This window comes from Actinomadura sp. 7K507 (assembly GCF_004348425.1).
In the GTDB taxonomy this organism is placed as follows: Bacteria; Actinomycetota; Actinomycetes; order Streptosporangiales; family Streptosporangiaceae; genus Spirillospora.
Genome location: NZ_SMKK01000009.1, coordinates 1 through 20127, shown reverse-complemented (window position 1 = coordinate 20127; position 20127 = coordinate 1). Strand labels below are relative to the sequence as shown.

19 protein-coding genes and 1 pseudogene are annotated in these 20127 nt (G+C 71.0%); 11 read left to right on the top strand and 9 right to left on the bottom strand.

Features of this window, described 5'->3' with window-relative positions; translation table 11 throughout:
- Positions 1-2 precede the first annotated feature (2 nt).
- The gene (ilvA, locus tag E1285_RS03655) at positions 3-1241 is read left to right on the top strand and encodes a threonine ammonia-lyase (protein WP_132148003.1); all 1239 of its coding nucleotides are present in this window, start codon (positions 3-5) and stop codon (positions 1239-1241) included.
- On the opposite strand, the gene E1285_RS03650 is transcribed toward ilvA, so the two are convergent.
- The 5 genes from E1285_RS03650 to hppD all read right to left on the bottom strand — a co-directional run bounded on the left by E1285_RS03650 (position 1234) and on the right by hppD (position 7483).
- Positions 1234-2658, bottom strand: a complete 1425-nt coding sequence (locus E1285_RS03650; protein WP_132148001.1) for a M1 family metallopeptidase — start codon at positions 2656-2658, stop codon at positions 1234-1236. The genes ilvA and E1285_RS03650 overlap by 8 nt on opposite strands.
- A gap of 174 nt (positions 2659-2832) precedes the next feature.
- Positions 2833-4419, bottom strand: coding sequence for a M1 family metallopeptidase (locus E1285_RS03645; protein WP_132148084.1), 1587 nt, complete (start codon positions 4417-4419; stop codon positions 2833-2835).
- A 61-nt stretch (positions 4420-4480) separates the two neighbouring features.
- Complete coding sequence (locus E1285_RS03640) at positions 4481-5302, bottom strand: RDD family protein (RefSeq protein WP_132147999.1); 822 nt, start codon at positions 5300-5302, stop codon at positions 4481-4483.
- Between the two features lie 103 nt (positions 5303-5405).
- Positions 5406-6275: an RDD family protein gene (locus E1285_RS03635; protein WP_132147997.1), complete on the bottom strand. Its 870-nt coding sequence runs from the start codon at positions 6273-6275 to the stop codon at positions 5406-5408.
- Positions 6276-6391: 116 nt separating this feature from the next.
- Positions 6392-7483, bottom strand: coding sequence for a 4-hydroxyphenylpyruvate dioxygenase (gene hppD / locus E1285_RS03630; protein ID WP_132147995.1), 1092 nt, complete (start codon positions 7481-7483; stop codon positions 6392-6394).
- Between the two features lie 128 nt (positions 7484-7611).
- On the opposite strand from hppD, the gene E1285_RS03625 reads away from it, so the two are divergent.
- A complete protein-coding gene (locus E1285_RS03625) occupies positions 7612-8121 on the top strand; it encodes an Lrp/AsnC family transcriptional regulator (protein ID WP_132147993.1) in 510 nt (169 codons plus the stop codon).
- 83 nt (positions 8122-8204) lie between these two features.
- Here the strand turns inward: E1285_RS03625 and greA are convergent, their stop codons facing one another.
- A complete protein-coding gene (greA, locus tag E1285_RS03620; RefSeq protein ID WP_132147991.1) occupies positions 8205-8705 on the bottom strand; it encodes a transcription elongation factor GreA in 501 nt (166 codons plus the stop codon).
- A 206-nt stretch (positions 8706-8911) separates the two neighbouring features.
- Entirely contained in the window at positions 8912-9295 is a 384-nt protein-coding gene (locus tag E1285_RS03615) for a DUF4307 domain-containing protein (RefSeq protein ID WP_132147989.1), read from the bottom strand.
- Between the two features lie 178 nt (positions 9296-9473).
- Here E1285_RS03615 and mca point away from each other — a divergent pair, with 178 nt between their 5' ends.
- From mca to E1285_RS03600, 3 genes are read left to right on the top strand one after another with little or no spacing between them, the layout of a single operon-like run.
- Entirely contained in the window at positions 9474-10337 is an 864-nt protein-coding gene (gene mca / locus E1285_RS03610; RefSeq protein WP_132148082.1) for a mycothiol conjugate amidase Mca, read from the top strand.
- Positions 10328-10621: a hypothetical protein gene (locus E1285_RS45305; protein ID WP_243722527.1), complete on the top strand. Its 294-nt coding sequence runs from the start codon at positions 10328-10330 to the stop codon at positions 10619-10621. Before mca ends, E1285_RS45305 begins: the two co-directional genes overlap by 10 nt.
- A 49-nt stretch (positions 10622-10670) precedes the next feature.
- Positions 10671-11276 (top strand): tetratricopeptide repeat protein, encoded by a 606-nt coding sequence (locus E1285_RS03600; protein ID WP_132147986.1) that lies wholly within the window; start codon positions 10671-10673, stop codon positions 11274-11276.
- A gap of 6 nt (positions 11277-11282) precedes the next feature.
- On the opposite strand, the gene E1285_RS03595 is transcribed toward E1285_RS03600, so the two are convergent.
- Positions 11283-11762, bottom strand: a complete 480-nt coding sequence (locus E1285_RS03595; protein ID WP_243722526.1) for a pyridoxamine 5'-phosphate oxidase family protein — start codon at positions 11760-11762, stop codon at positions 11283-11285.
- An 85-nt stretch (positions 11763-11847) separates the two neighbouring features.
- On the opposite strand from E1285_RS03595, the gene E1285_RS03590 reads away from it, so the two are divergent.
- Positions 11848-12816 (top strand): ribonuclease Z, encoded by a 969-nt coding sequence (locus E1285_RS03590; protein ID WP_132147984.1) that lies wholly within the window; start codon positions 11848-11850, stop codon positions 12814-12816.
- Positions 12809-14167, top strand: coding sequence for an NAD(P)/FAD-dependent oxidoreductase (locus tag E1285_RS03585; RefSeq protein ID WP_132147982.1), 1359 nt, complete (start codon positions 12809-12811; stop codon positions 14165-14167). Before E1285_RS03590 ends, E1285_RS03585 begins: the two co-directional genes overlap by 8 nt.
- A 5-nt stretch (positions 14168-14172) precedes the next feature.
- Here E1285_RS03585 and E1285_RS03580 read toward each other — a convergent pair whose 3' ends face one another.
- Positions 14173-15543 (bottom strand): MFS transporter, encoded by a 1371-nt coding sequence (locus E1285_RS03580; protein ID WP_132147980.1) that lies wholly within the window; start codon positions 15541-15543, stop codon positions 14173-14175.
- Positions 15544-15661: 118 nt separating this feature from the next.
- Between E1285_RS03580 and E1285_RS03575 the strand changes: the two genes are divergently transcribed.
- The 4 genes and pseudogenes from E1285_RS03575 to E1285_RS03560 form a co-directional block, all read left to right on the top strand.
- On the top strand, positions 15662-17647 hold the full coding sequence (locus E1285_RS03575) for a thioredoxin domain-containing protein (RefSeq protein ID WP_132147978.1): 1986 nt from the start codon (positions 15662-15664) through the stop codon (positions 17645-17647).
- 208 nt (positions 17648-17855) lie between these two features.
- Positions 17856-19031: a C40 family peptidase gene (locus E1285_RS03570; RefSeq protein ID WP_132147976.1), complete on the top strand. Its 1176-nt coding sequence runs from the start codon at positions 17856-17858 to the stop codon at positions 19029-19031.
- A 134-nt stretch (positions 19032-19165) separates the two neighbouring features.
- Entirely contained in the window at positions 19166-19687 is a 522-nt protein-coding gene (locus E1285_RS03565; protein ID WP_132147974.1) for a hypothetical protein, read from the top strand.
- A gap of 120 nt (positions 19688-19807) precedes the next feature.
- Positions 19808-20127, top strand: a pseudogene (locus E1285_RS03560) (hypothetical protein); the annotation flags it as partial.

The window sequence follows — 20127 nt, the reverse complement described above, 5'->3', positions numbered from 1 at the left end:
CCATGAGCGACCGCGGAAGTACCGCCGTCAGCGTCGACGATGTCCGCGCCGCCCGCGAGCTGCTCGGCGGGGTGGTCGTCCCCACCCCGACGATCCCCTCCCGGGTGCTGTCGGAGCAGATCGGCGGGCCCGTCCTGCTGAAGTGCGAGAACCTCCAGCGCACCGGCTCGTTCAAGATCCGCGGCGCGTACGCGCGGATCGCCGGGCTGAGTGAGGCGCAGCGCGCCGGCGGCGTCGTCGCGGCCAGCGCGGGCAACCACGCCCAGGGCGTCGCGCTCGCCGCGTCCATCCTCGGCTGCAAGGCCACGGTGTTCATGCCGGTCGGCGCGCCGCTCCCCAAGATCGCGGCGACGCGCGGCTACGGCGCCGAGGTCGTGTTCCCCGGGCCGACCGTCGACGACTGCCTCACCGCCGCGCAGGAGTACGCCGACGAGTGCGGCGCGGTGTTCATCCACCCGTTCGACCATCCCGACGTCGTCACCGGCCAGGCCACGATCGGGCTGGAGATCATGGAGCAGTGCCCGGACGTCCGGACGATCGTGTCGCCGGTCGGCGGCGGCGGCCTGCTGGCCGGGATCGCCGCCGCGGCCAAGGGCGTGGCGGAGGAGACCGGCGGGCGCGAGATCAAGACACTCGGCGCGCAGGCCAAACGCATGGCGGCGTTCCCGCCCTCGCTCGCCGCCGGGAAGCCCGTGCAGGTCGAGGCCGAACCGACGATGGCGGACGGGATCGCGGTCGGCCGCCCCGGCGACCTGACCTACGACATGTTCACCGACCTGGTGGACGCGGTCGTCACCGTGACCGAGGAGTCCATCTCCCAGGCTCTGCTGCTGTGCCTCGAACGCGCCAAGCAGGTCGTCGAGCCCGCCGGCGCGGCCGGGGTCGCGGCGCTGCTGGAGCACGCGTACGCGGTCGAGCCGCCCGTCGTGGTGCTGCTGTCGGGCGGCAACATCGACCCGCTGCTGCTGTCGAAGGTGCTCCGGCACGGCCTCGCGGGCGCGGGACGCTACCTGGTCGTCCGGTGCCGGCTGAAGGACCGGCCGGGCGCGCTCGTGACACTCCTGGGCGAACTCGCCGAGCTGGGCGTGAACGTCCTGGACGTGATGCACGAGCGCGTCGCGGCCCGGCTGCACGTGGAGGAGGTCGAGGTCCTCATGCACCTGGAGACCCGTGGCTCCGGCCACTCAGAGGACGTCATAGGCCGCCTGCGCGAAAAGGGCTACACCCTCACCCTCAGCTGAGGGACGGCTTGCCCTCGCTGTAGAGCCACGCGTCGGCCCAGGCGTCCAGCTTCTTGCTGGAGACGCGCTCGGCGAAGCGGACGAAGTCCTCCGTCGAGGCGTTGCCGTAGCGGTACGCGGCAGGCCACGCCTTGATGAGCCGGTGGAACGACTTCTCGCCGATCTCCTTGCGCAGGGCGTGGACGGCCATCGCGCCGCGGTCGTAGACGAGACCGTCGTAGATGTGGTCGCGGCCCGGGTCGGCGACCTCGCCCTTCCACAGGTCGTCGTCCGCCGGGGTCGCGTAGAGGGCGTCGAAGCTCTCCTGGACGGGCGTGCCGTCGAACTCCTCGGCCTGCTGCCATTCGGCGTACGTCGCGAAGCCCTCGTTCAGCCAGATGTCGGCCCACCGCTCCGGCGACACCGAGTCGCCGAACCACTGGTGGCCCAGCTCGTGCGCGATCAGCGCGCCGCTCGGGATGCTGCCCGGACGGTGGCCCAGGTCGTACACGGGGCGGCCCTGCGTCTCCAGCGCGTACCCGACGCCGACCTTGACCACGATCCCGCCCGTCGAGGTGAACGGGTAGCGGCCGTACAGCGCCGACTGGAAATCGGTGATCTCCGCGGTCTGCCGGTGGAACTTCTCGGCGTCGTCCGGCTTGATGGCGTTGGCGTGGTCGGTGGCCGTCAGGTTCGGCACGCCGCCGTCCGTCCGCCCGGTGCGGACGTCGTACTTGCCGATCGCGAGCATCGCCAGCTCGCTCGCCATGGGGTGCCGCATGACCCAGCGCGTCGTCGTCCAGCCCTGCCTGGTCCACTTGCCGCGCAGGTCGCCGTTGGACAGGGTCGTGAGGTCCTCGGGCGCCGACAGGGTGAAGGTGTACGTCGCCTTGTCGGTCGGATGGTCGTTGACCGGGTAGACCGTGGCGGCGCCGAACGGCTGGCCGAGCATCACCGCGCCGTCGTCGGTCGGCAGCCAGCCCGACGTCCCCAGCGTGGGGTCGTTGATCGTGTGCGGGACGCCCGAATAGGCGACCGTCACGGTGAAGTGCCGGTGCTTGCGCAGGCCCTTGCGCGGCGTGATGACGAGCTCCTGGGCTCCCGTCCGCTTGTAGGACGCCCTCTGCCCGTCCACCTTCAGCGACGAGATGTCGAGCGGGCCGAGGAAGTCCAGGTTGAACCGGGACAGGTTCTGCGTCGCCCGCGCCTTGATCTTGGTGACGGCCTGGATCCCCTTCGTCCCGGGGTCGTACTTCAGACCGACGTCGTAGTTAGCGACGTCGTAGCCGCCGTTGCCCATGTCGGGGAAGTAGGGGTCGCCCGCGCCCGGCGCACCGGGCGTGAACTTCGCCGTGGCGCCGGCGGGCGCCGCCGATACCGCGAGTGCCGCGGCGACGCCAAGCGCCACGGCGGCGAGGGCTCTGGGGGTTCTGCTCATCGGCCTCGTCCTCATGCTCCTCGGTGACGGCCGCTCCGTCACGACGACCGCGATCAAGACTTTCTCGTGACCTGGCCCGGTTCAAGCGCGAACTGGTTTCGAATCCGTGAGCATGAGGCGGATTTTGCGGCCGGATACCGCCGGGGTCGCTCCGGCCGGGTTACTTCGACCGGGTCACTTCGAGGGACGGCCCTCCTGGTACAGCCAGTCGTCGAAGAAGTCGTCGAGCTTCTTCCCCGAGACCTTGTTCGCCGTCTCGATGAACTGCGGCGTCGTCGCGTTGGAGTGCTTCTTCTCCTTCGCCCACGTCTTGAGGATCTCGTAGAAGGTGTCCTCGCCGACCCTCCCGCGCAGCGCGACCAGCGTCATGCCGCCGCGGTCGTACACCGAGCGTCCGAACATCTCCTTGCGGCCCGGGTCACCGGGCGGGTTGTCCCACAGCTCCTGCGCGCCGGGGCTCTCGTAGCGCTGGTCGAACTGCCCCTGGACGGACGTGCCGCCGCTCATCTCCTCCCACAGCCACTCGCCGTAGGTCGCGAAGCCCTCGTTCAGCCAGATGTCCTTCCACTCCGTGACGCTGACGCTGTCGCCGAACCACATGTGCGCCAGCTCGTGCGCGACGATCGTCGGCTGCGCCCCGAACGCCCCGTACACCGGACGGGTCTGCGTCTCCAGCGCGAAACCCACGTTCGCGTTGTCGATCAGCCCGCCCGAGGAGGTGAACGGGTAGGGGCCGAACAGCTTGGCGAACTCGTCGGTGATCTCGGTGTTCAGGCTGTGGAAGGCGTCCAGGTCCGCGGTGGGGACGGTCACGGTCGGGTCGACGGCGCTGATGACCTGGACGCCGCTCTGCGTCCGTCCCGTCCGCACCTCGAACCGCCCGACGTTCACGGTCGCCAGATACGTGGCCATCGGGGCCTTGACGTGCCACTTGGACGTCGTCTGGGCGCGATGCCCGATCGGCTCGATTCCCGGCCCGCCCGGTCCCGAGCTCGGCGGCCCGCTCGGGGCCGCGCTGGGCGGCGAACCCGGCGGGACGGGCGCCCCGCCGCCCCCGGAGCCGGTGGGCGGCGTCTCCGGCTCGCCGTTGGCGATCGCCGTCAGCCCCTCCGGGACCGTGATCTCGAAGGTGAACGTGGCCTTGTCGCTCGGGTGGTCGTTGCTCGGGAACCAGGTGTGCGCGCCGCTCGGCTGGCAGGCCACGAACACGCCGTCGGACGTGCGGATCCAGCCGTACGTGCCGAGCACCGGGTCCGACACCGGCTCCGGCGTCCCCGAGTACTCGATCACCGTGGTGAACTTCGCGCCCTTCTCCAGCGCCTTGGCCGGGGTGATCTCCAGCTCGTCGCCGCCGCGCTGCTGCCGCGCCGGCGCGTTGTCCACCTTGATCGACGACACTTCGAGGCCGGTCAGATCGAGGTTGAAGCGGGCCAGCCGCTCGGTCGCGGTCGCGGTGATCGTCGCCGTGCCCTTCAGCTGCGCGTCGCCTCCGGGGTCGATGTTCAGCTTCAGCCCGTAGTGCTGGACGTCGTAGCCGCCGTTCCCGTCGCCCGGGACGTACTTGTCGCCCGCGCTGGTGGGCCCCGCCGGGCCGGACACGGCCGAGCCGCCAGAGCCGGAAGGTTCCGGGTCGCCGCCGATGGGGGAGACCTGGCAGGCCGCGGTCAGCGACCCCGCGACGGCGAGAGCGGCCAGTCCCGCGGCGCCACGGAACGCGGTCCGCGAGCCGTGGCGGCGAGGGCTGGGGGAATTTCCGGCCATATCCACGCGGCCAAGACTGCCCGGCAGGGGCCACGCACGGCAACTCGGATCGGTACCCGGGTCAGCGCGATACGTAAGGGTCGGGGACCTCTGGACTCGCCTTGACGACCACGGTCCGCGCCACCTTGCAGTGGAGGGCCTGCTTGCGCGGATCCCACAGGATCCACAGGACGTCGATGAAGCCGATGCAGCCGCAGATGCCGCCGAGCACGCTGTAGAACGCGGAACGGCCCGCGGCCTGCCCGGTGGTGATCGCCCGCCCGTCGTCCTGCCGGACCACCCGGATTCCCAGCAGCTTCTTCCCGAGCGTCTGCCCCCACTTGGCGTGCATCAGCCAGTAGTAGAGGAAGGCCAGCACGACGGCGATCGCATTGGTCGAAACCTGGCCGCCCGAGTAGTACGTCGTCTCGCCCGTGTCCGGGTTGAAGACGCGGCCCCAGTCGACGAACGGCAGCGATATCAGGGACGTGACGACTCCGATGAGGATGATGTCCACGATCGCCGCGCCCAGCCGCGCCCAGCGGCTCGCCAGCTGCTGCGACGGCTCGGCGTAGGTGCCCGTCGCCCCGCCGTAGCCCGCGGGCCCGCCGTATCCGTACTGGTCGCCGTATCCGGGCTGGCTCGGGTACTTCGGCAGTTCCCCGGGCCGCGGCTGCTGCTGCCCGTAGGGGTCTTGCCCTCCGTACGGCTGCTGCTGCCCGTACGGCTGCTGCTGCCCGTACGGCTGGTCCTGCCCGTACGGCTGGTCCTGGCCGTACGGCTGGTCCTGGCCGCCGTAGGGCTGTCCGCCGTACTGCCCCGGCTGTTCGGGCCGCTGCCCCTGTCCGTGCGGCCGGTCTTCCGGTTCTCCCCCGGACGCGGGGTCGTTCGGCGGTTGCGTCATGCCCGAGAGGGTGGCCGCGCCGCCGCCGTCCAAACCTCGCCACGTCCGGGGGCATCGCAATGTTTACCCGCTGATGATCAAAGGTTGCCGCGAACGCCACCGCTCAGGATCGGGCGTACGGATTCGGCACCCACGGCACCGCCTTCACCACCAGCGTCCCGGCCACCTTGTCGTGGACGGCCTGGCGCCGCTCGTCCCACAGGATCCAGGCGTTGTCCAGCATCCCGAGCATCCCGATGACGGCCCCGGCGGGCACGAGGACGTTGAGTACGGTCGTCGCGATCGTGATGACGTAGACGAACGCCTGCCTGCCGAGCGCCTGCCCCCAGCTGATCGCGGACTGGTCGGCCGCGCTCACCACGCGGATGCCGACCGCCATCTTCCCGAGCGTCTGGCCCCGCTTGGCGTGCATGATCGTGAAGTACGCGAAACCCAGCAGGAACACGACCGCGTACCCGGCCAGCAGCCGCGGGATGTCGTAGAGCGCCCACGGGTCGGTGATCGGCTCACCGGACTCGACGGACTCCTGCATCTTGTCCCAGCGGATGGAGACCAGGACCGCCGGCACGGCCGCGACGCTGAGGACGAGGGCGTCCAGGACCGCGGCGCCGAGCCGCGCCCAACGTCCGGCCAGCATGTCCTGGGGGCCGGCGTGACCGGGATGCGGGTGGCCCGGAGGGCCGTAGCCGGGGTGACCGTAACCGGGCTGGGCGGGCGGTCCGTAGCCGGGCTGGCCGTAGCCGGGGTGAGGCTGGACGGGCTGCCCAGCCTGGCCGTATCCGGCCACGGGCGGTGGAGGCGCTTGGCCGGGCTGCGCGCCGTAGGTGCCCTGGTACGGCGGCGGACGTTCGGGCGTGGCGTCCGCAGCGGCCGGGGTGTCCGGGGTGTCCGGGGCGGGATCGCCGGGGGCCGGTGCGTCGGGGGACTGCCAGCCGCCGTCCGCCGGTTTGGGAGTGTGGGGCGGTTCGCTCATGGGCCACAAGTGTGCCGGTTACCGGGAACGGCGGACACCCTGCACCGGTGTCCGGGTCCGGGCCGGAAACGGGCGGGCGCGCGTCCGGCCCGGTTCCTGGACGTGGCGCCGGACCGTCACAGGTTGCCGCGGCGCTCCTGCTCACGCTCGATCGCCTCGAACAGCGCCTTGAAGTTGCCCTTGCCGAAGCCCAGCGAACCGTGGCGCTCGATCATCTCGAAGAACACCGTCGGGCGGTCCTGGACGGGCTTGGTGAAGATCTGCAGCAGGTAGCCGTCCTCGTCCCGGTCGACGAGGATCCGGCGCTTGTGCAGCTCCTCGATCGGGACCCGCACCTCGCCGATGCGCTCGCGCAGCTCCGGGTCCTCGTAGTAGGAGTCGGGGCTCTCCAGGAACTCCACGCCGGCCGCCCGCATCCGGTCGACCGTCGCGAGGATGTCGTTCGTCGCCAGCGCGATGTGCTGGACGCCGGGCCCGCCGTAGAACTCCAGGTACTCGTCGATCTGCGACTTGCGCGTGCTCTGCGCGGGCTCGTTCAGTGGGAACTTGACCTTGCGCGTCCCGTCCGCGACGACCTTGGACATCAGCGCCGAGTACTCGGTCGCGATGTCGTCGCCGACGAACTCGGCCATGTCGGTGAACCCCATGACACGGTGGTAGAACTCGGCCCACTCGTCCATGCGCTCGACGTTGCCGACGCAGTGGTCGATCGCCTGGAAGTACCTCTTGTCCGGCGGCTCGACGATCGGGCCGGCGGGCGCGAACCCGGGCAGGTACGGGCCGCCGTAGTTGGAGCGGTCGACCAGCGAGTGGCGGGTCTCGCCGTAGGTGGCGATCGCCGCGATCGTCACCTTGCCGTGCTCGTCCTCCAGGACCTGCGGTTCCTGGAGGCTCGTCGCGCCCTTCGCGAGCGCGTGCCGGTAGGCGGCCTCGGCGTCGGGCACCTCGATCGCGAGGTCGACGACGCCGTCGCCGTGCTCGGCGATGTGCCGCCCGATCCCGGTACCGGCCCGCACCGGGCCGCGGAGCACGAACCGGGCGCCGCCCGACTCCAGCACGTGCACCGCCTCGTCGGGGCTGCCGTTCTCCGGGCCGCGGTAGGCGACCCTGCGCATGCCGAACGCGGTCGAGTAGTAGTGCGCAGCCTGCTTGGCGTTGCCGACGGCGAAGACGACGGCGTCCATGCCCTTGACCGGAAACTCATCCATGCCACCTAATCTCGGTGCGCGCCTACAAGCTGCGCAAGGGTGACTTGAATGCCTGGACAGTCTGTACAGTGCTTTGTGATTTCTACCGGTCGCTCTGTACATGGTGACCACGACCGTCGGAGGGTGCCGTGGCGATCGACGAACTGGACGGCCGGCTCATCGAGCTCTTCACCGCCGAACCGCGCGTCGGCGTCCTTGAGGCGTCCCGCCGGCTCGGGGTCGCGCGCGGCACCGTCCAGGCGCGGCTCGACCGGCTGGCCCGGGACGGCGTCATCGCGGGCCACGGCCCCGAGATCGACCCCGCCGCGCTCGGCTACGGCGTGACGGCGTTCGTGACGCTCCAGATCAGGCAGAGCCGGGGGCGGGGGCACAGCGGGCACGACCCGGTCGCCGCCCGGCTCGCACAGGTGCCGGAGGTGATCGAGGCGCACACGATCACCGGTCCGGGCGACATGCTGTGCCGCGTCGTGGCACGCAGCAACACCGACCTGCAGCGCGTCATCGACATGATCGTGGACGTGGCCGGCGTGGAACGGGCGTCCTCGGTGATCTCACTGGCCACCCAGGTGCCCTACCGGACCCTGCCGCTGGTCCGCGCCGCGGCCGGGGGAAAGCCCGGGGAACGCCCCCCGAGCTGATCGGAGGCGGGGTGCCCGGCACCCCGCCTCCAGCGTCTCGCGTCCCAGCGCCTCGCGTCCGACCGCTCAGGCGCCGATGGCGATCACTCGGCTCCGTAGGGGGTGGCGTCGAGGATCTCCACCGTCATGCTGCGGCCGTTCGGCAGCGAATAGGTGGCCTTGTCGCCGACCTTCTTGCCGTTGATGGCCGCGCCGAGCGGCGACTTGGGCGAGTAGACGTCGATGGGGGCGCCGACCTCCTCGCGGGAGGCGAGCAGGAACGTGACCTCTTCGTCGTCGCCCTCGAAGGAGACCGTGACGGTCATACCGGGGCCGACCACGCCCTCGGTGCGCGGCGCCTCGCCGACGCGCGCGTTCTCCAGGATTCCCTGGAGCTGGAGGATGCGGCCCTCGATCTTGCCTTGCTCTTCCTTGGCCGCGTGGTAGCCGCCGTTCTCGCGCAGGTCGCCTTCCTCCCGCGCCGCCTCGATCTTCTGAGCGATCTCGATGCGGCCCGGGCCCGACAGGTGCTCCAGCTCAGCCTTGAGCCGGTCATACGCCTCCTGGGTCAGCCAGGTGACGTTGTCAGCGCGGGTCTCGGTCACGGGTACTCCTCATCCACATGTTGCGATCGTTGCCCCGCCCGTGGCAGACGGGTGTCACATCGACATGAAGTGCGGCCGGGTGAAACCTCTAGCCTATCCGGTGTGTGCGGGTAAAGGTTCCCTGAAGTCGGCGGCTGCAATCCGCCAATCGTATTTTCGCCTTCACCTGGCGTATCGGCGGCCGGACGAGGGCGTGGAAGGCGGGCTCAGGCCGAGCGGCAGTCGTGGATCCGGGCCCCTGTCGCCCGCCGCGGCGTCCGCAGTGTCTCCGTGCCCTTCATGCTGGACGTCCCCGCCGGCACGGCGACCTCCTTCTCGGCGAGCACCTCGAAGTTCTTGTCGAAGGCGTCCACCGTGCAGCGCACCTCGTCGCCCTCCCCCTTGGCCACCGAGAAGTTGATCTCGACCGAGGTGTCGGTGATGTCGTAGGTGACCGTCTGCGCGACGATGCCCGGCTTCCCGCCCGCGTTGACGGTGATGATCCCGAAGCCGCCCGCGGCCACCGCCACGAACACGCCGATGACCGCCAGCCCGAACCATCTGCGCGGGCTCCGGGCCGGCTCCGCTGTTTTCGGCACGCTCGTCGTCATGGCGGGGAATCTCCGTGCGGTGTGCGGACGTTGTCAGGGACAATTCTCGTCTGTCATCGCGCGTGCCTCGAACCGGGGCCCGCTTCTCAGGGTCCGAACAGGAGAACTCCAGGTGTCCGAGGTCATCGACGATTCGACGTTCGAACGGCCGGGCGGCGGTGAGGAGCCGCTGCGTCTCATGGCGGTGCACGCCCACCCCGACGACGAGTCCAGCAAGGGCGCGGCCACGATGGCCCGGTACGTCGCGGAGGGCGTCGAGGTCCTCGTCGTCACCTGCACGGGCGGCGAGCGCGGCGACATCCTGAACCCGGCGATGGACCGCCCCGAGGTCAAGGCCGACATCGGCAAGGTCCGCGAGGCCGAGATGGCACGGGCCCGCGAGATCCTCGGCGTCCGGCAGAGCTGGCTCGGCTTCGTCGACTCCGGCTTCCCCGAGGGCGACCCGCCGCCGCCCCTGCCCGAGGGCTGCTTCGCGGTGGAGCCGCTGGAGAGCGCGTCCGAACCGCTGGTGCGCGCCGTCCGCGAGTTCCGCCCGCACGTGATGCTCACCTACGACGAGAAGGGCGGCTACCCCCACCCCGACCACGTGAAATGCCACGAGGTGTCGGTGGAGGCGTTCGAGGCCGCCGGAGACCCGGAGCGCTACCCCGGCACGGGCGAGCCCTGGCAGCCGCTGAAGCTCTACTACCACCTGACCTTCAACAAGGAACGCATCCTCGCCCTCCACACCGCGATGGAGAAGGCCGGCCTGGAGTCGCCCTACATCGACTGGATCAAGCGCTTCGACGACGAGAGCGAGAAGCGTGCGAGGTGGGAGGTGACCACCCGCGTCCCCTGCGCCGACCACTTCGAGACCAGGGACCGCGCCCTGCTCGCCCACGCCACCCAGATCGACCCCAACGGCTTCTGGTTCGTCGTCCCGATGGACGTCCAGCGCGAGGCATGGCCGACCGAGGACTACCATTTGGCCAGGTCCCTCATCGACACCGAGCTGCCGGAGGACGACCTGTTCGCCGGCATCCGGGAGAAGGTGTGTCTGTAGTGCTTTCCCTCACCGCGGTGCAGGTCAACGCCATCCCGTTGAACGACGACACCGTCACCCCCGGCTTCCTGGGCTTCGGGGTCTTCCTCGCGCTCGTGGCCGCCACCGTCTTCCTCGTCCGTTCGATGACCAGCCGGATGAAGAAGATCCAGGCGCCGCGGGAGGCCGACCTGATGCAGGAGGAATGGGAGCGGGCCGAGGCGCAGCGGGCGGGCCGTCCGAAGGCGGCGGGTTCGAAGGCGGCGGGTTCGAAGAGCCGGCCCGCCGACTCCGACGACGCCTGAACCGCCCCGGCTCGGTTGGATCCGGCCGCGTCCGGGGAGGACCCTCGACGTGCGTGCGAACTTCGAGGACTCCGACCGGGACGCCGTGCTCCGGCGCGCCCTCGACGACCGTCTCGCCGCCACGGCCGCCGGCGCGGGAGAGGTCGAGGCCGAAGGACTGGCGCTCCTGGAGCGGGAACGCTGGGCGGAGGCGGCCGAGGTCCTGGAAGAGGGGCTGCGCCTCGTCGAACGCGACGGCGACCGCCGCACCGTCCTGCTGGCCCGCCACAACCTGGCACGCGCGCTGACCCGGACGGGCGACACCGGCCGCGCGATCGAGCTGCTCGGCCAGCTCCCGGACGAGTTCGCCGCGCTCCCCGAACCCGACCAGGCGGCCCGCGCGCACGCCCTGACGAGCCTCGGCGAGGCGTACCTGCGGGCTCGCCGCCCCGTCGCGGCCGTCAACTTCTTCGGCCAGGCCCTGGAGATCCTCCGCAAGGAGAACGCCGTCGACCAGCAGGCCGGAATGTTCGTCCACATAGCCGACGCGGCCCGCCAGCGCGGGGACCGCGTCGCCGAGGGCGCCGCCCTGGACCGCGCCGTGGAACTCTACGAGTCGATCCCGAGCCCGAAGGCCGCCGGGGTGGCCGAGCGCCGCGCCGCCCTCACCCGCTGACCGGCGTCACGCCTTGCCGTGGTCCCAGCTGACGACCCGGTCGGGCTCCATCACGACGAGGACGCGCTTGGCGATGGCCTGCTCGATCCCCTCGGCGATGACCGGGTCGATCGGTTCGCCCAGCTTCGGGACGGGCAGCCCCGCCATGCGGGAGCCGACGACCATGCCGACCTTGCTCCTGGGCTCGTGGTCCTCGATGACGAGGCCGCGCCCGTAGAGGGCGACGCCGCGCAGCTCGTTGTACTCGACGCCGTCCTCGACCAGGCACGTCATGGTGGGGTTGCGGCGCAGGTTCAGCACCTTCTGCGACGCCTTGTACGTCGTGAAGGCGATCTTTCCTTCGAACAGCGTGTAGAACATCGTCACCAGGTGCGGCTCGCCGTCCTTGCCGACCGTGGCGACCTGCACCTTGTAGTTGTCGGCGAGGTAGGACGCGACTTCGTCCGGCGTCATCTTGATCTTCTCGCGCTTGCTGCTCCCGGCCACCGGGGCCTCCCTTACGCTGCTCGCCTGCGAACGCGCACAGAATAACCAAGCGCTTGCATGGCCCCTCTACCGGCACCATGGGTGCATGTCTGCTCGCGACCTGATCGTCCTCGGCTCCGCCAGCGCGGTGCCCACCCGGGCCCGGAACCACAACGGCTATCTGCTGCGCTGGGACGGCCACGGCCTGCTGTTCGACCCGGGCGAGGGAACGCAGCGGCAGATGGCGCACGCCGGGGTCTCGGCGAACGACGTGACCTGGATCTGCGTGACCCACTTCCACGGCGACCACTGCCTCGGCGTGCCCGGCGTCGTCCAGCGCATCGCCCGCGACGGCGTCGAGCACCCGGTGGACGCGGCGTTCCCGGCGAGCGGCCGCGAGTACTGGGAGCGGCTGCGGAACGCGACCGCCTTCCGGGACACGGACGTGATCCGCGAGCGTCCCGTCTCGGGGGAGCGGATGCCGCTCGACACCGGCGGCGCCCCGTTCTCCCTGGTCGCGCGGCGGCTGTCCCATCCGGTCGAGGCTTACGGGTACCGGCTGGAGGAGCCCGACGGCCGCACGATGCTGCCCGCCGAACTGGCGGCGCGGGGCGTGCGGGGGCCGCTGGTCAGGCGGCTCCAGGAGGACGGCCACGTCACCGCCCCGGACGGCCTGACGGTCACGCTTGAAGAGTGCAGCGTCCCCCGTCCCGGCCAGAAGGTCGCCTTCGTCATGGACACGCGGCTCTGCGACGGCGTCCGGGAACTGGCCGATGGGGTGGACATGCTCGTCATCGAGTCCACGTTCCTGCACGAGGACGCCGCCCTCGCCACCGAGTACGGCCACCTCACCTCGACCCAGGCGGCCACCGTCGCGGCGGAAGCCGGCGTCAGGCACCTTGTCCTGACGCACTTCTCCGAGCGGTACCGCGTCCAGGACGGACAACGCTTCGTCGACGAGGCATCCGCCGTGTTCAAAGGCGAGATCACGCTCGTTCACGACCTCGATCGAATTCCCATGGCGCCGCGCCGCCTAACCGACCGGCAACGTGGGCAGGAGACACCACATGGCTGACGAAGTCGATGTCGTGGTGATCGGTCTCGGCCCAGGGGGAGAGCACGCGGCGGGGAACCTCGCCGAGGCGGGCCTGTCCGTTGTCGCCGTGGAGTCCCGGCTGGTGGGCGGCGAGTGCCCGTACTACGCCTGCGTCCCCACGAAGATGATGGTGCGCGCCGCCGGGCTCCTCGCCGAGGGCGGCCGCGTCCCGGGGATGGCGGGCGACTCGACCGTCCGCCCGGACTGGGCGCCGGTGGCGGCCCGGATCCGCGACGAGGCGACCGACTCGTGGGACGACAAGGTCGCCGCCGACCGCCTCACCGGAAAGGGCGCGGAGCTCGTCCGGGGCGAGGGCCGCATCACCGGCCCCGGCGAGGTCACGGTGAACGACCGCGTCTTCCGCGCCCGCCGCGGCATCGTCCTCAACACCGGAACCACGCCCACGGCCCCGCCCGTCGACGGACTCGACGGCACCCCGTACTGGACGAACCGCGAAGCCGTCCAGGCCACCCGGGCGCCCGGGTCGCTCATCGTGCTCGGCGGAGGCGTCGTCGGCGCCGAGATGGCGCAGGTGTTCTCCCGCTTCGACAGCCGCGTCACCGTGATCGAGGCCGCCGACCGCCTGCTGCTCAACGAGGAACCCGAATCCGGCGATCTCCTCCGCGACGTCTTCGAACGCGAAGGCATCGGCGTCCGCACCGGCGTGAACGTCACCGCCGTCACCCACGACGACGGCGAGTTCACCCTGGACCTCGGCGACGAGACCCTCTCCGCCGAGCGGCTCCTGATCGCGACCGGCCGCCGCCCCAACCTCAAGGGCCTCGGCCTGGAGAACGCCGGCCTGGACGAGGACGCCCGCCAGGTCCCGGTCGACGGCCACATGCGCGCCGCCGACGGCGTATGGGCGATCGGCGACATCACCGGCATGGGCCAGTTCACGCACGTCTCCATGTACCAGGCGGCCATCGCCGTCCGCGACATCCTCGGCGAGGAGGGCTCACCCGCCTCGTACCGCGCCGTCCCGCGGGTCACGTTCACCGACCCCGAGATCGCCTCTGTCGGCCTGACCCAGGCCCAGGCCCGCGATCAGAACCTTCCCGTCCGCACGGGTATCGCCAAGCTTCCCGAGTCACCGCGGGGCTGGATCCACAAGGTCGGCAACGACGGGTTCATCAAACTCATCGAGAACACCGAGTGGGGCACCCTGGTCGGCGCGACCGCCGTGGGCCCGTCCGGCGGCGAGATCCTCGGCGCCCTCGCGGTGGCCGTCCACACCGAGGCCCCGACCGCCGTCCTCCGCGAGATGATGTACGCCTACCCCACCTTCCACCGCGCGATCGAGGCCGCCCTGGCCGACCTGTCCGGCTGACCGGCTCACTTGAGGGCTTCGGCGGCGTCGGCGTCGTAGTGCCGGCGGCCGCCGAAGGTGATCAGCGTCCCGGCCAGCAGCGGGAGCAGCAGCACGGTGAAGGCGCCGCGCAGCGAGCCGGTCAGGTCGGACGCCGCGCCCACCAGCAGCGGCCCGGCCGCCCCGCCCAGCGTGATCAGGAACTGCAGGACCGCGAACCCCATCCCGCGGCGGCCGGCGCTGACGACGTCCGCGTTGGCCGCCGTCAGGTTGGGGATGGCGATCGAGAACCCGACGTTGGCCAGGCAGTAGAACACGATCTGCGTGGGCAGCGCCGGGATCATGACCGCGCCCGCCAGCCCCGTGGTGCCGATCGCCAGTCCGATCGCGCCGAAGTGGACGCGCCAGCCGGGGGACAGTCCGTGCCGCCGGTCTCCGTACCGGCTCCCGAGCAGCGTCCCGATGACCATCCCGAGCAGCCCGACGCCGCCCGCGATGGCCGCCGCGGGGCCTTCGGCGATGTCGTACGTGCGCTGGTAGTAGCTGGGCATCCAGAAGAAGAGGCCGCCGAGGCCGAAGAAGAGGATCGTCAGCCCCAGGACCACCGAGCGCAGCGTCCGGATGGCCAGCAGGGACCGCAACTGCGCGAACAGCGGTTCGACCGCCTTGACCTTTTCACCGTCACCGGACGCCTCGGTCTCGGACGGTTCGGCGCCGGGCGAGGCCGTGCGCATGGCCTCGATGCGGTCGCCCAGGCCCCGGACCGGTTCCCGGATGGTGAGGCAGAGCAGCGCGATGATGATGCCCGGGACGGCGACCAGGAAGAACATCGCCCGCCACCCGAACGCCTGGGCCAGCGCACCGCCCAGCATGATCCCCAGCGGGAGCCCGGAGAAGTAGGCGAAGCGTTCCAGCCCGAACGCGCGGGCGCGTCCGGAGCCGGGATAGTAGTCGGCGATCAGGCTGGACCCGGACGGGTTGTAGAGCAGCCCGGCGCTGCCGAGGAAGACCCGGACGGCGAACAGCGTCGCGTACGACTGGACCAGCCCGCTGCCGACCGTCAGCAGCGACCAGATCAGCACCACGGCGGCGATCGTCCAGGTCCGCCGGGTACGGTCGGCGAGCCGTCCGGCCGGGATGAGCAGCACCACCCCGGCCACGGCCGCGGCGGTGGCGATGGCGCCTCCGGCGGTGTCGGAGAAACCGAACTCCTCCTGGATGCGGGGAAGCGCCCCGGCCATAAGGTTGGCCTCGACCCGGTCGATCAGCGCGACCAGGGCGATGCAGATCGCCGGCCACCAGCCGAACGGCGCGGCCCGAGCGGGATCGAACGGAACCGGCGGACGCCCGGGGAACGCGACGATCCGAGCGGAGGGGGTCGGTGGGGCTGCGCTCATCGTGGCCCATGTTTCTTCCAGGGAAACAGTGTTTCCAGTAACGGCCCCCAATTAAGCACGCCCGCGCCCACCATGGCAATGCCCCAGCACCTGGGACGGCGTGTGAGAGGCTGGAAGGGTGAATCGGCTAGCTCAAGCGACGTCGCCCTACCTCCTGCAACACGCCGACAATCCGGTGGACTGGTGGGAGTGGAGCGCCGAGGCGTTCGCCGAGGCGCGTCGGCGAGATGTCCCAGTTCTGCTTTCTGTCGGATATGCCGCTTGTCATTGGTGTCACGTGATGGCGCATCAGTCGTTTGAGGACGGCGAGATCGCGCGGGTGATGAACGAGTTGTTCGTGAACATCAAGGTGGACCGGGAGGAACGCCCGGACATCGACGCCGTCTACATGGAGGCGACCCAGGCCATGACCGGCCAGGGCGGCTGGCCGATGACGGTGTTCATGACTCCGGAGGGCCATCCGTTCTACTGCGGGACGTACTTCCCGCCGGCGCAGTTCCGGGCGCTGCTGCAGGCGGTCGACAAGGCGTGGACGGAGCAGCGCGACGAAGTGGTCGGGCAGGGCCAGCAGGTCGTCGCGGCGCTGACGTCCCGGGGCTCCGGGCTCGCGGGGACGCAGGTGCCCGGCGAGGAGATGCTCGCGCACGCGGTGAAGGTGCTCGCCGGGTCCTACGACGCGGCGCGCGGCGGGTTCGGGGGCGCGCCGAAGTTCCCGCCGTCGATGGCGCTGGAGTTCCTGCTGCGGAACCATGCGCGGACGGGCGGCGAGGAGTCGCTCGCGATGGCCGGGCACACCATGGAGGCGATGGCCAGGGGCGGTCTGTACGACCAGCTCGGCGGCGGGTTCGCCCGGTACTCGGTCGACGCGGGGTGGGTCGTCCCGCACTTCGAGAAGATGCTCTACGACAACGCGCTGCTGGCGCGGGTGTACGCGCACTGGTGGCGGGCGACCGGGACGCCGTTCGCGCGGAGGGTGGCGCTGGAGACGTGCGACTGGATGCTCCGCGACCTCCGGACCGGCGAGGGCGGTCTCGCGTCCGCCTTGGACGCCGACAGTGAGGGCGTCGAGGGCAAGTACTACGTGTGGACGCCGGGGCAGTTGCGCGAGGTCCTCGGTGATGAGGACGGGGCGTTCGCCGAGAGCCTGTTCGAGGTGACCGGAACGTTCGAGCATGGGACGTCGGTACTGCAGCTTCTCAACGACCCCGAGGACGTCGACCGGTACGAGCGTGTGCGGACGGCGTTGCTGTCGGCGCGGGCGCACAGGGTTCCGCCTGCGCGGGACGACAAGGTGGTCGCCGCCTGGAACGGGCTCGCGATCGCCGCGCTGGCCGAATGCGGTGCGCTGTTCGACCGGCCGGATCTCGTCCGGGCGGCCGAGGAGGTGGCGCGGCTCCTGGTCGGCGTGCACGTGCATGACGGGCGGCTCACGCGGACGTCCAAGGACGGGACGGCGGGCGCCAACGCCGGTGTCCTGGAGGACTACGCCGATGTGGCCGAGGGCCTGCTCGCCCTGCACGGCGTCACGGGGGATCCGCATCATCTGCGGCTTGCCGGTGAGCTGCTGAACACCGTCCTCGAACGGTTCGGGGACGGGGAGGGCGGCTTCTACGACACCGCCGACGACGCGGAGCGGCTCTTCCGGCGCCCGCAGGACCCGACCGACAACGCGACGCCTTCGGGGCAGTTCGCGGCGGCCGGTGCGCTGCTGTCGTTCGCCGCGTTCACCGCGTCGGACCGGCACCGGCAGGCCGCCGAGGCGGCGCTCGCCCCGGCGGCGACGCTGGCCGACAAGCACGCGCGGTTCGCGGGCTGGGGGCTGGCCGTAGCGGAGGCGCGCGCGACGGGTCCGGTGGAGATCGCGGTGATCGGCGATCCGGATGACGAGCGCACCCGGGCGCTGCACCGGACGGCGCTCATGTCGGTCGCGCCGGGGGCGGTGGTCAGCGTCGGCCCGCCGGACGCGGAGGGCGTGCCGCTGCTGGAGGGACGCGGCCTCGTGGACGAGGTCCCGGCGGCCTACGTGTGCCAGGGGTTCGTCTGCCGGCGGCCGGTGACGTCCACGGCCGAGCTGACCCGCGAACTACGTGGGCAATTGGACTGACAGTCCACTTTTATGGCACTGTGACCTTGATCTCGTCAAGGCTTGGTGTTACCACTGAGTAGCAGGGCTGGAGCTGACCCGATGGGGCGCGGCGGACGAGGGTGTCGGGCGATCGGCCGGGTATCTGGACGGTGGCCCGCCGTCTGAGCCATAGTCGTGTCTCAGCGGGTCAGGATGCGGGGCAAGGCGACCTTCGAGGAGTGTGGCTGTGGCGAAGCCGAACCGCCGGGTGTTGCCGACGATCATCGGTGTTTCGGTCGTCACGACCCTTGCCGCCAACGTCACGGTGCTGGTCGCCCGTGGCGGCGACGAACCCGCCGGTACGCCTGCCGCCGCCGCGCAGCGGGCCCGTTACGTCGCCGCGTCCGACGCCGTGAGCGCGTCGCCGACTGCGGTCGCGCCCCAGGGCAAGCGGCTCGAACCGCATGTGATGGTCGCCGCGCCGTCCACGCTCCCGGCCGACGTGGTCCAGAAGGTCCGCGGCGCCAAGGGCGTGAAGGGCGTCGAGGTCGTGGACGCGGTGCAGGGCATGGTCGCCGGCAAGCAGGTCGGGCTGATGGGCGTCAACCCGTCCACGTTCCGCAACTACACGCCCAAGCCCACCGCCAAGTCGGACTCGCTGTGGCGCAACGTGGCCTCCGGCGACGTCGCGATCTCGTTCACGATGGGCAACGACGGCGGCGTCAAGCTCGGCAGCCAGGTCCCCGTCGGCGGCAAGCGGCAGAAGTCGCCGATGCGCGTCGGCGCGTACGCCACGATGGGCATCAGCGACGTCGACGCGGTCATCTCGCACTCCACCGCGCAGTCGCTCGGGATGCCCACCGGGAACGCGATGCTGATCAGCGTCCCGAAGGCCGAGCCGAAGACGTTCATCAAGAAGCTCCGCAAGGTGCTGCCCAAGGGCACCAAGGCGGTCGCGGTCAACCCGGAGATCGACTTCCCCGAGACGGGTGAGGTGCCCGAGGCGGAAGCGAACGGGCAGGTCATGACCGCCCGGCAGGTGCGTACGGTGATCAAGGCCGCCCACACGCGGCTCGGCTGGCCGTACGTGTGGGGCGGCGAGTCCGAGGCCGAGGGCGGCTACGACTGCTCCGGCCTCATGCAGTACGCCTTCGCCAAGGCCGGGATCCGCCTGCCGCGCGTCGCCGCCGACCAGGCGCGGGCCGGCTGGGTCATCCCCTACAGCAAGGCCGAGCCAGGCGACATGCTGATCTGGGCCAACGACCCGACCGCGCCCGGCTACATCTCGCACATCGCCCTCTACCTGGGCAAGGGCAAGATGATCGCCGCTCCGCGCAGGGGGACCGTGGTGCAGGTCCAGAACGTCTACACCAGCAACATGCGCGGCGCCGTCCGTGTCAGCCCCCGGCACGTGAACCGCTGACCCGTTACCGGGCCTGCGGAGGCGCGTAGGGCGGCCGACGGTCCCTGCGGGTCCTGGCTCCTTCTCTGTATCCATCGATGCCGATCCGGGTATCGGTCTGGCGCAGTACGCCGTTAGGTTGTAATTTTCATTACATGAATACGAGTGAAGCGGCGGAGGAGCTGCGGGGCTGGTTCTCCGGACGGCTCCCCGAGGCCTGGTTCGAGGGGCCGCTCGACGTCGTCCTCGACCGCGAGGAGGTCAGCGTCGTCGGCCGCCTGCCCGAACCGGCAACCGCCGCCGAGGTGGCCGGCGCGGAACGGGCCGGCGTGATCGCCGGTCACATCCAGCGGTTCCGCGAGGACACCCGCGAGCGCCGCGTCGGCATCGCCCGCGAGGCCGAGGAGCGCTTCGGCTACAAGGTCTCCTGGGGCGTCCAGTGCGGCGACGAGCGGGAGATGTTCACCACGCTGTCGGTGCCCGTCATGACCCGGCTCCGGCAGCACGAGCGCCGCGTCCTGGACACCCTCGTCGACGCCGGGGTCGCCCGCAGCCGCAGCGACGCGCTCGCCTGGTGCGTGCGGCTCGTCGGGAAGAACACCGACGAGTGGCTCTCCGAGCTGCGCACCGCCCTCCAGCACGTGGAGCGCGCCCGCGCCGCCGGCCCGCGCGCCTGACCGCCCCGGTCCCGCTCGGCTCCATTACCGGATCTCGATGATCATTGGGTGTGATCATGGGGATGACCTGCCCTAATGTGCCTTGGAAGCGAGGAGCGGCGGCGAGGGGGTGGTCCGGCGGTGAGAGGGCTGCGCTGCCTGGACGGTTCCGACCTCGCGGTGGTGCCGATCGCCTCCATCGACCGCGGCGGCAACCCGTTCGAGATCACGCTGGAGCTGTGGCGCGACGGCGAATCCTTCGGTGCGGTGGGGGAGCGGTGCGGGTACTTCATGGCCGGCCTCGCCGCCCGCGTGGACGCCGCGAGGGCCGACGGATCGCCGCAGGCCGCCCGCTGGCCCGACCCCGACGACCGCTTCCCCGACCCGTCCCCGGGCGACCCGTCCCGCGAGCCGGAGCTCTTCGCGTTCCGGTACCGCGACCGCGGCGACGTGATGAGCAC

Excerpts from the sequence above, each read along its gene's own strand:
- ilvA (WP_132148003.1), top strand. The coding sequence starts at position 3 with ATGAGCGACCGCGGAAGTACCGCCGTCAGCGTCGACGATGTCCGCGCC.
- E1285_RS03650 (WP_132148001.1), bottom strand. The coding sequence starts at position 2,658 with ATGAGCAGAACCCCCAGAGCCCTCGCCGCCGTGGCGCTTGGCGTCGCC.
- E1285_RS03645 (WP_132148084.1), bottom strand. The coding sequence starts at position 4,419 with ATGGCCGGAAATTCCCCCAGCCCTCGCCGCCACGGCTCGCGGACCGCG.
- E1285_RS03640 (WP_132147999.1), bottom strand. The coding sequence starts at position 5,302 with ATGACGCAACCGCCGAACGACCCCGCGTCCGGGGGAGAACCGGAAGAC.
- E1285_RS03635 (WP_132147997.1), bottom strand. The coding sequence starts at position 6,275 with ATGAGCGAACCGCCCCACACTCCCAAACCGGCGGACGGCGGCTGGCAG.
- hppD (WP_132147995.1), bottom strand. The coding sequence starts at position 7,483 with ATGGATGAGTTTCCGGTCAAGGGCATGGACGCCGTCGTCTTCGCCGTC.
- E1285_RS03615 (WP_132147989.1), bottom strand. The coding sequence starts at position 9,295 with ATGACGACGAGCGTGCCGAAAACAGCGGAGCCGGCCCGGAGCCCGCGC.
- mca (WP_132148082.1), top strand. The coding sequence starts at position 9,474 with ATGGCGGTGCACGCCCACCCCGACGACGAGTCCAGCAAGGGCGCGGCC.
- E1285_RS03590 (WP_132147984.1), top strand. The coding sequence starts at position 11,848 with ATGTCTGCTCGCGACCTGATCGTCCTCGGCTCCGCCAGCGCGGTGCCC.
- E1285_RS03585 (WP_132147982.1), top strand. The coding sequence starts at position 12,809 with ATGGCTGACGAAGTCGATGTCGTGGTGATCGGTCTCGGCCCAGGGGGA.
- E1285_RS03580 (WP_132147980.1), bottom strand. The coding sequence starts at position 15,543 with ATGAGCGCAGCCCCACCGACCCCCTCCGCTCGGATCGTCGCGTTCCCC.
- E1285_RS03565 (WP_132147974.1), top strand. The coding sequence starts at position 19,166 with ATGAATACGAGTGAAGCGGCGGAGGAGCTGCGGGGCTGGTTCTCCGGA.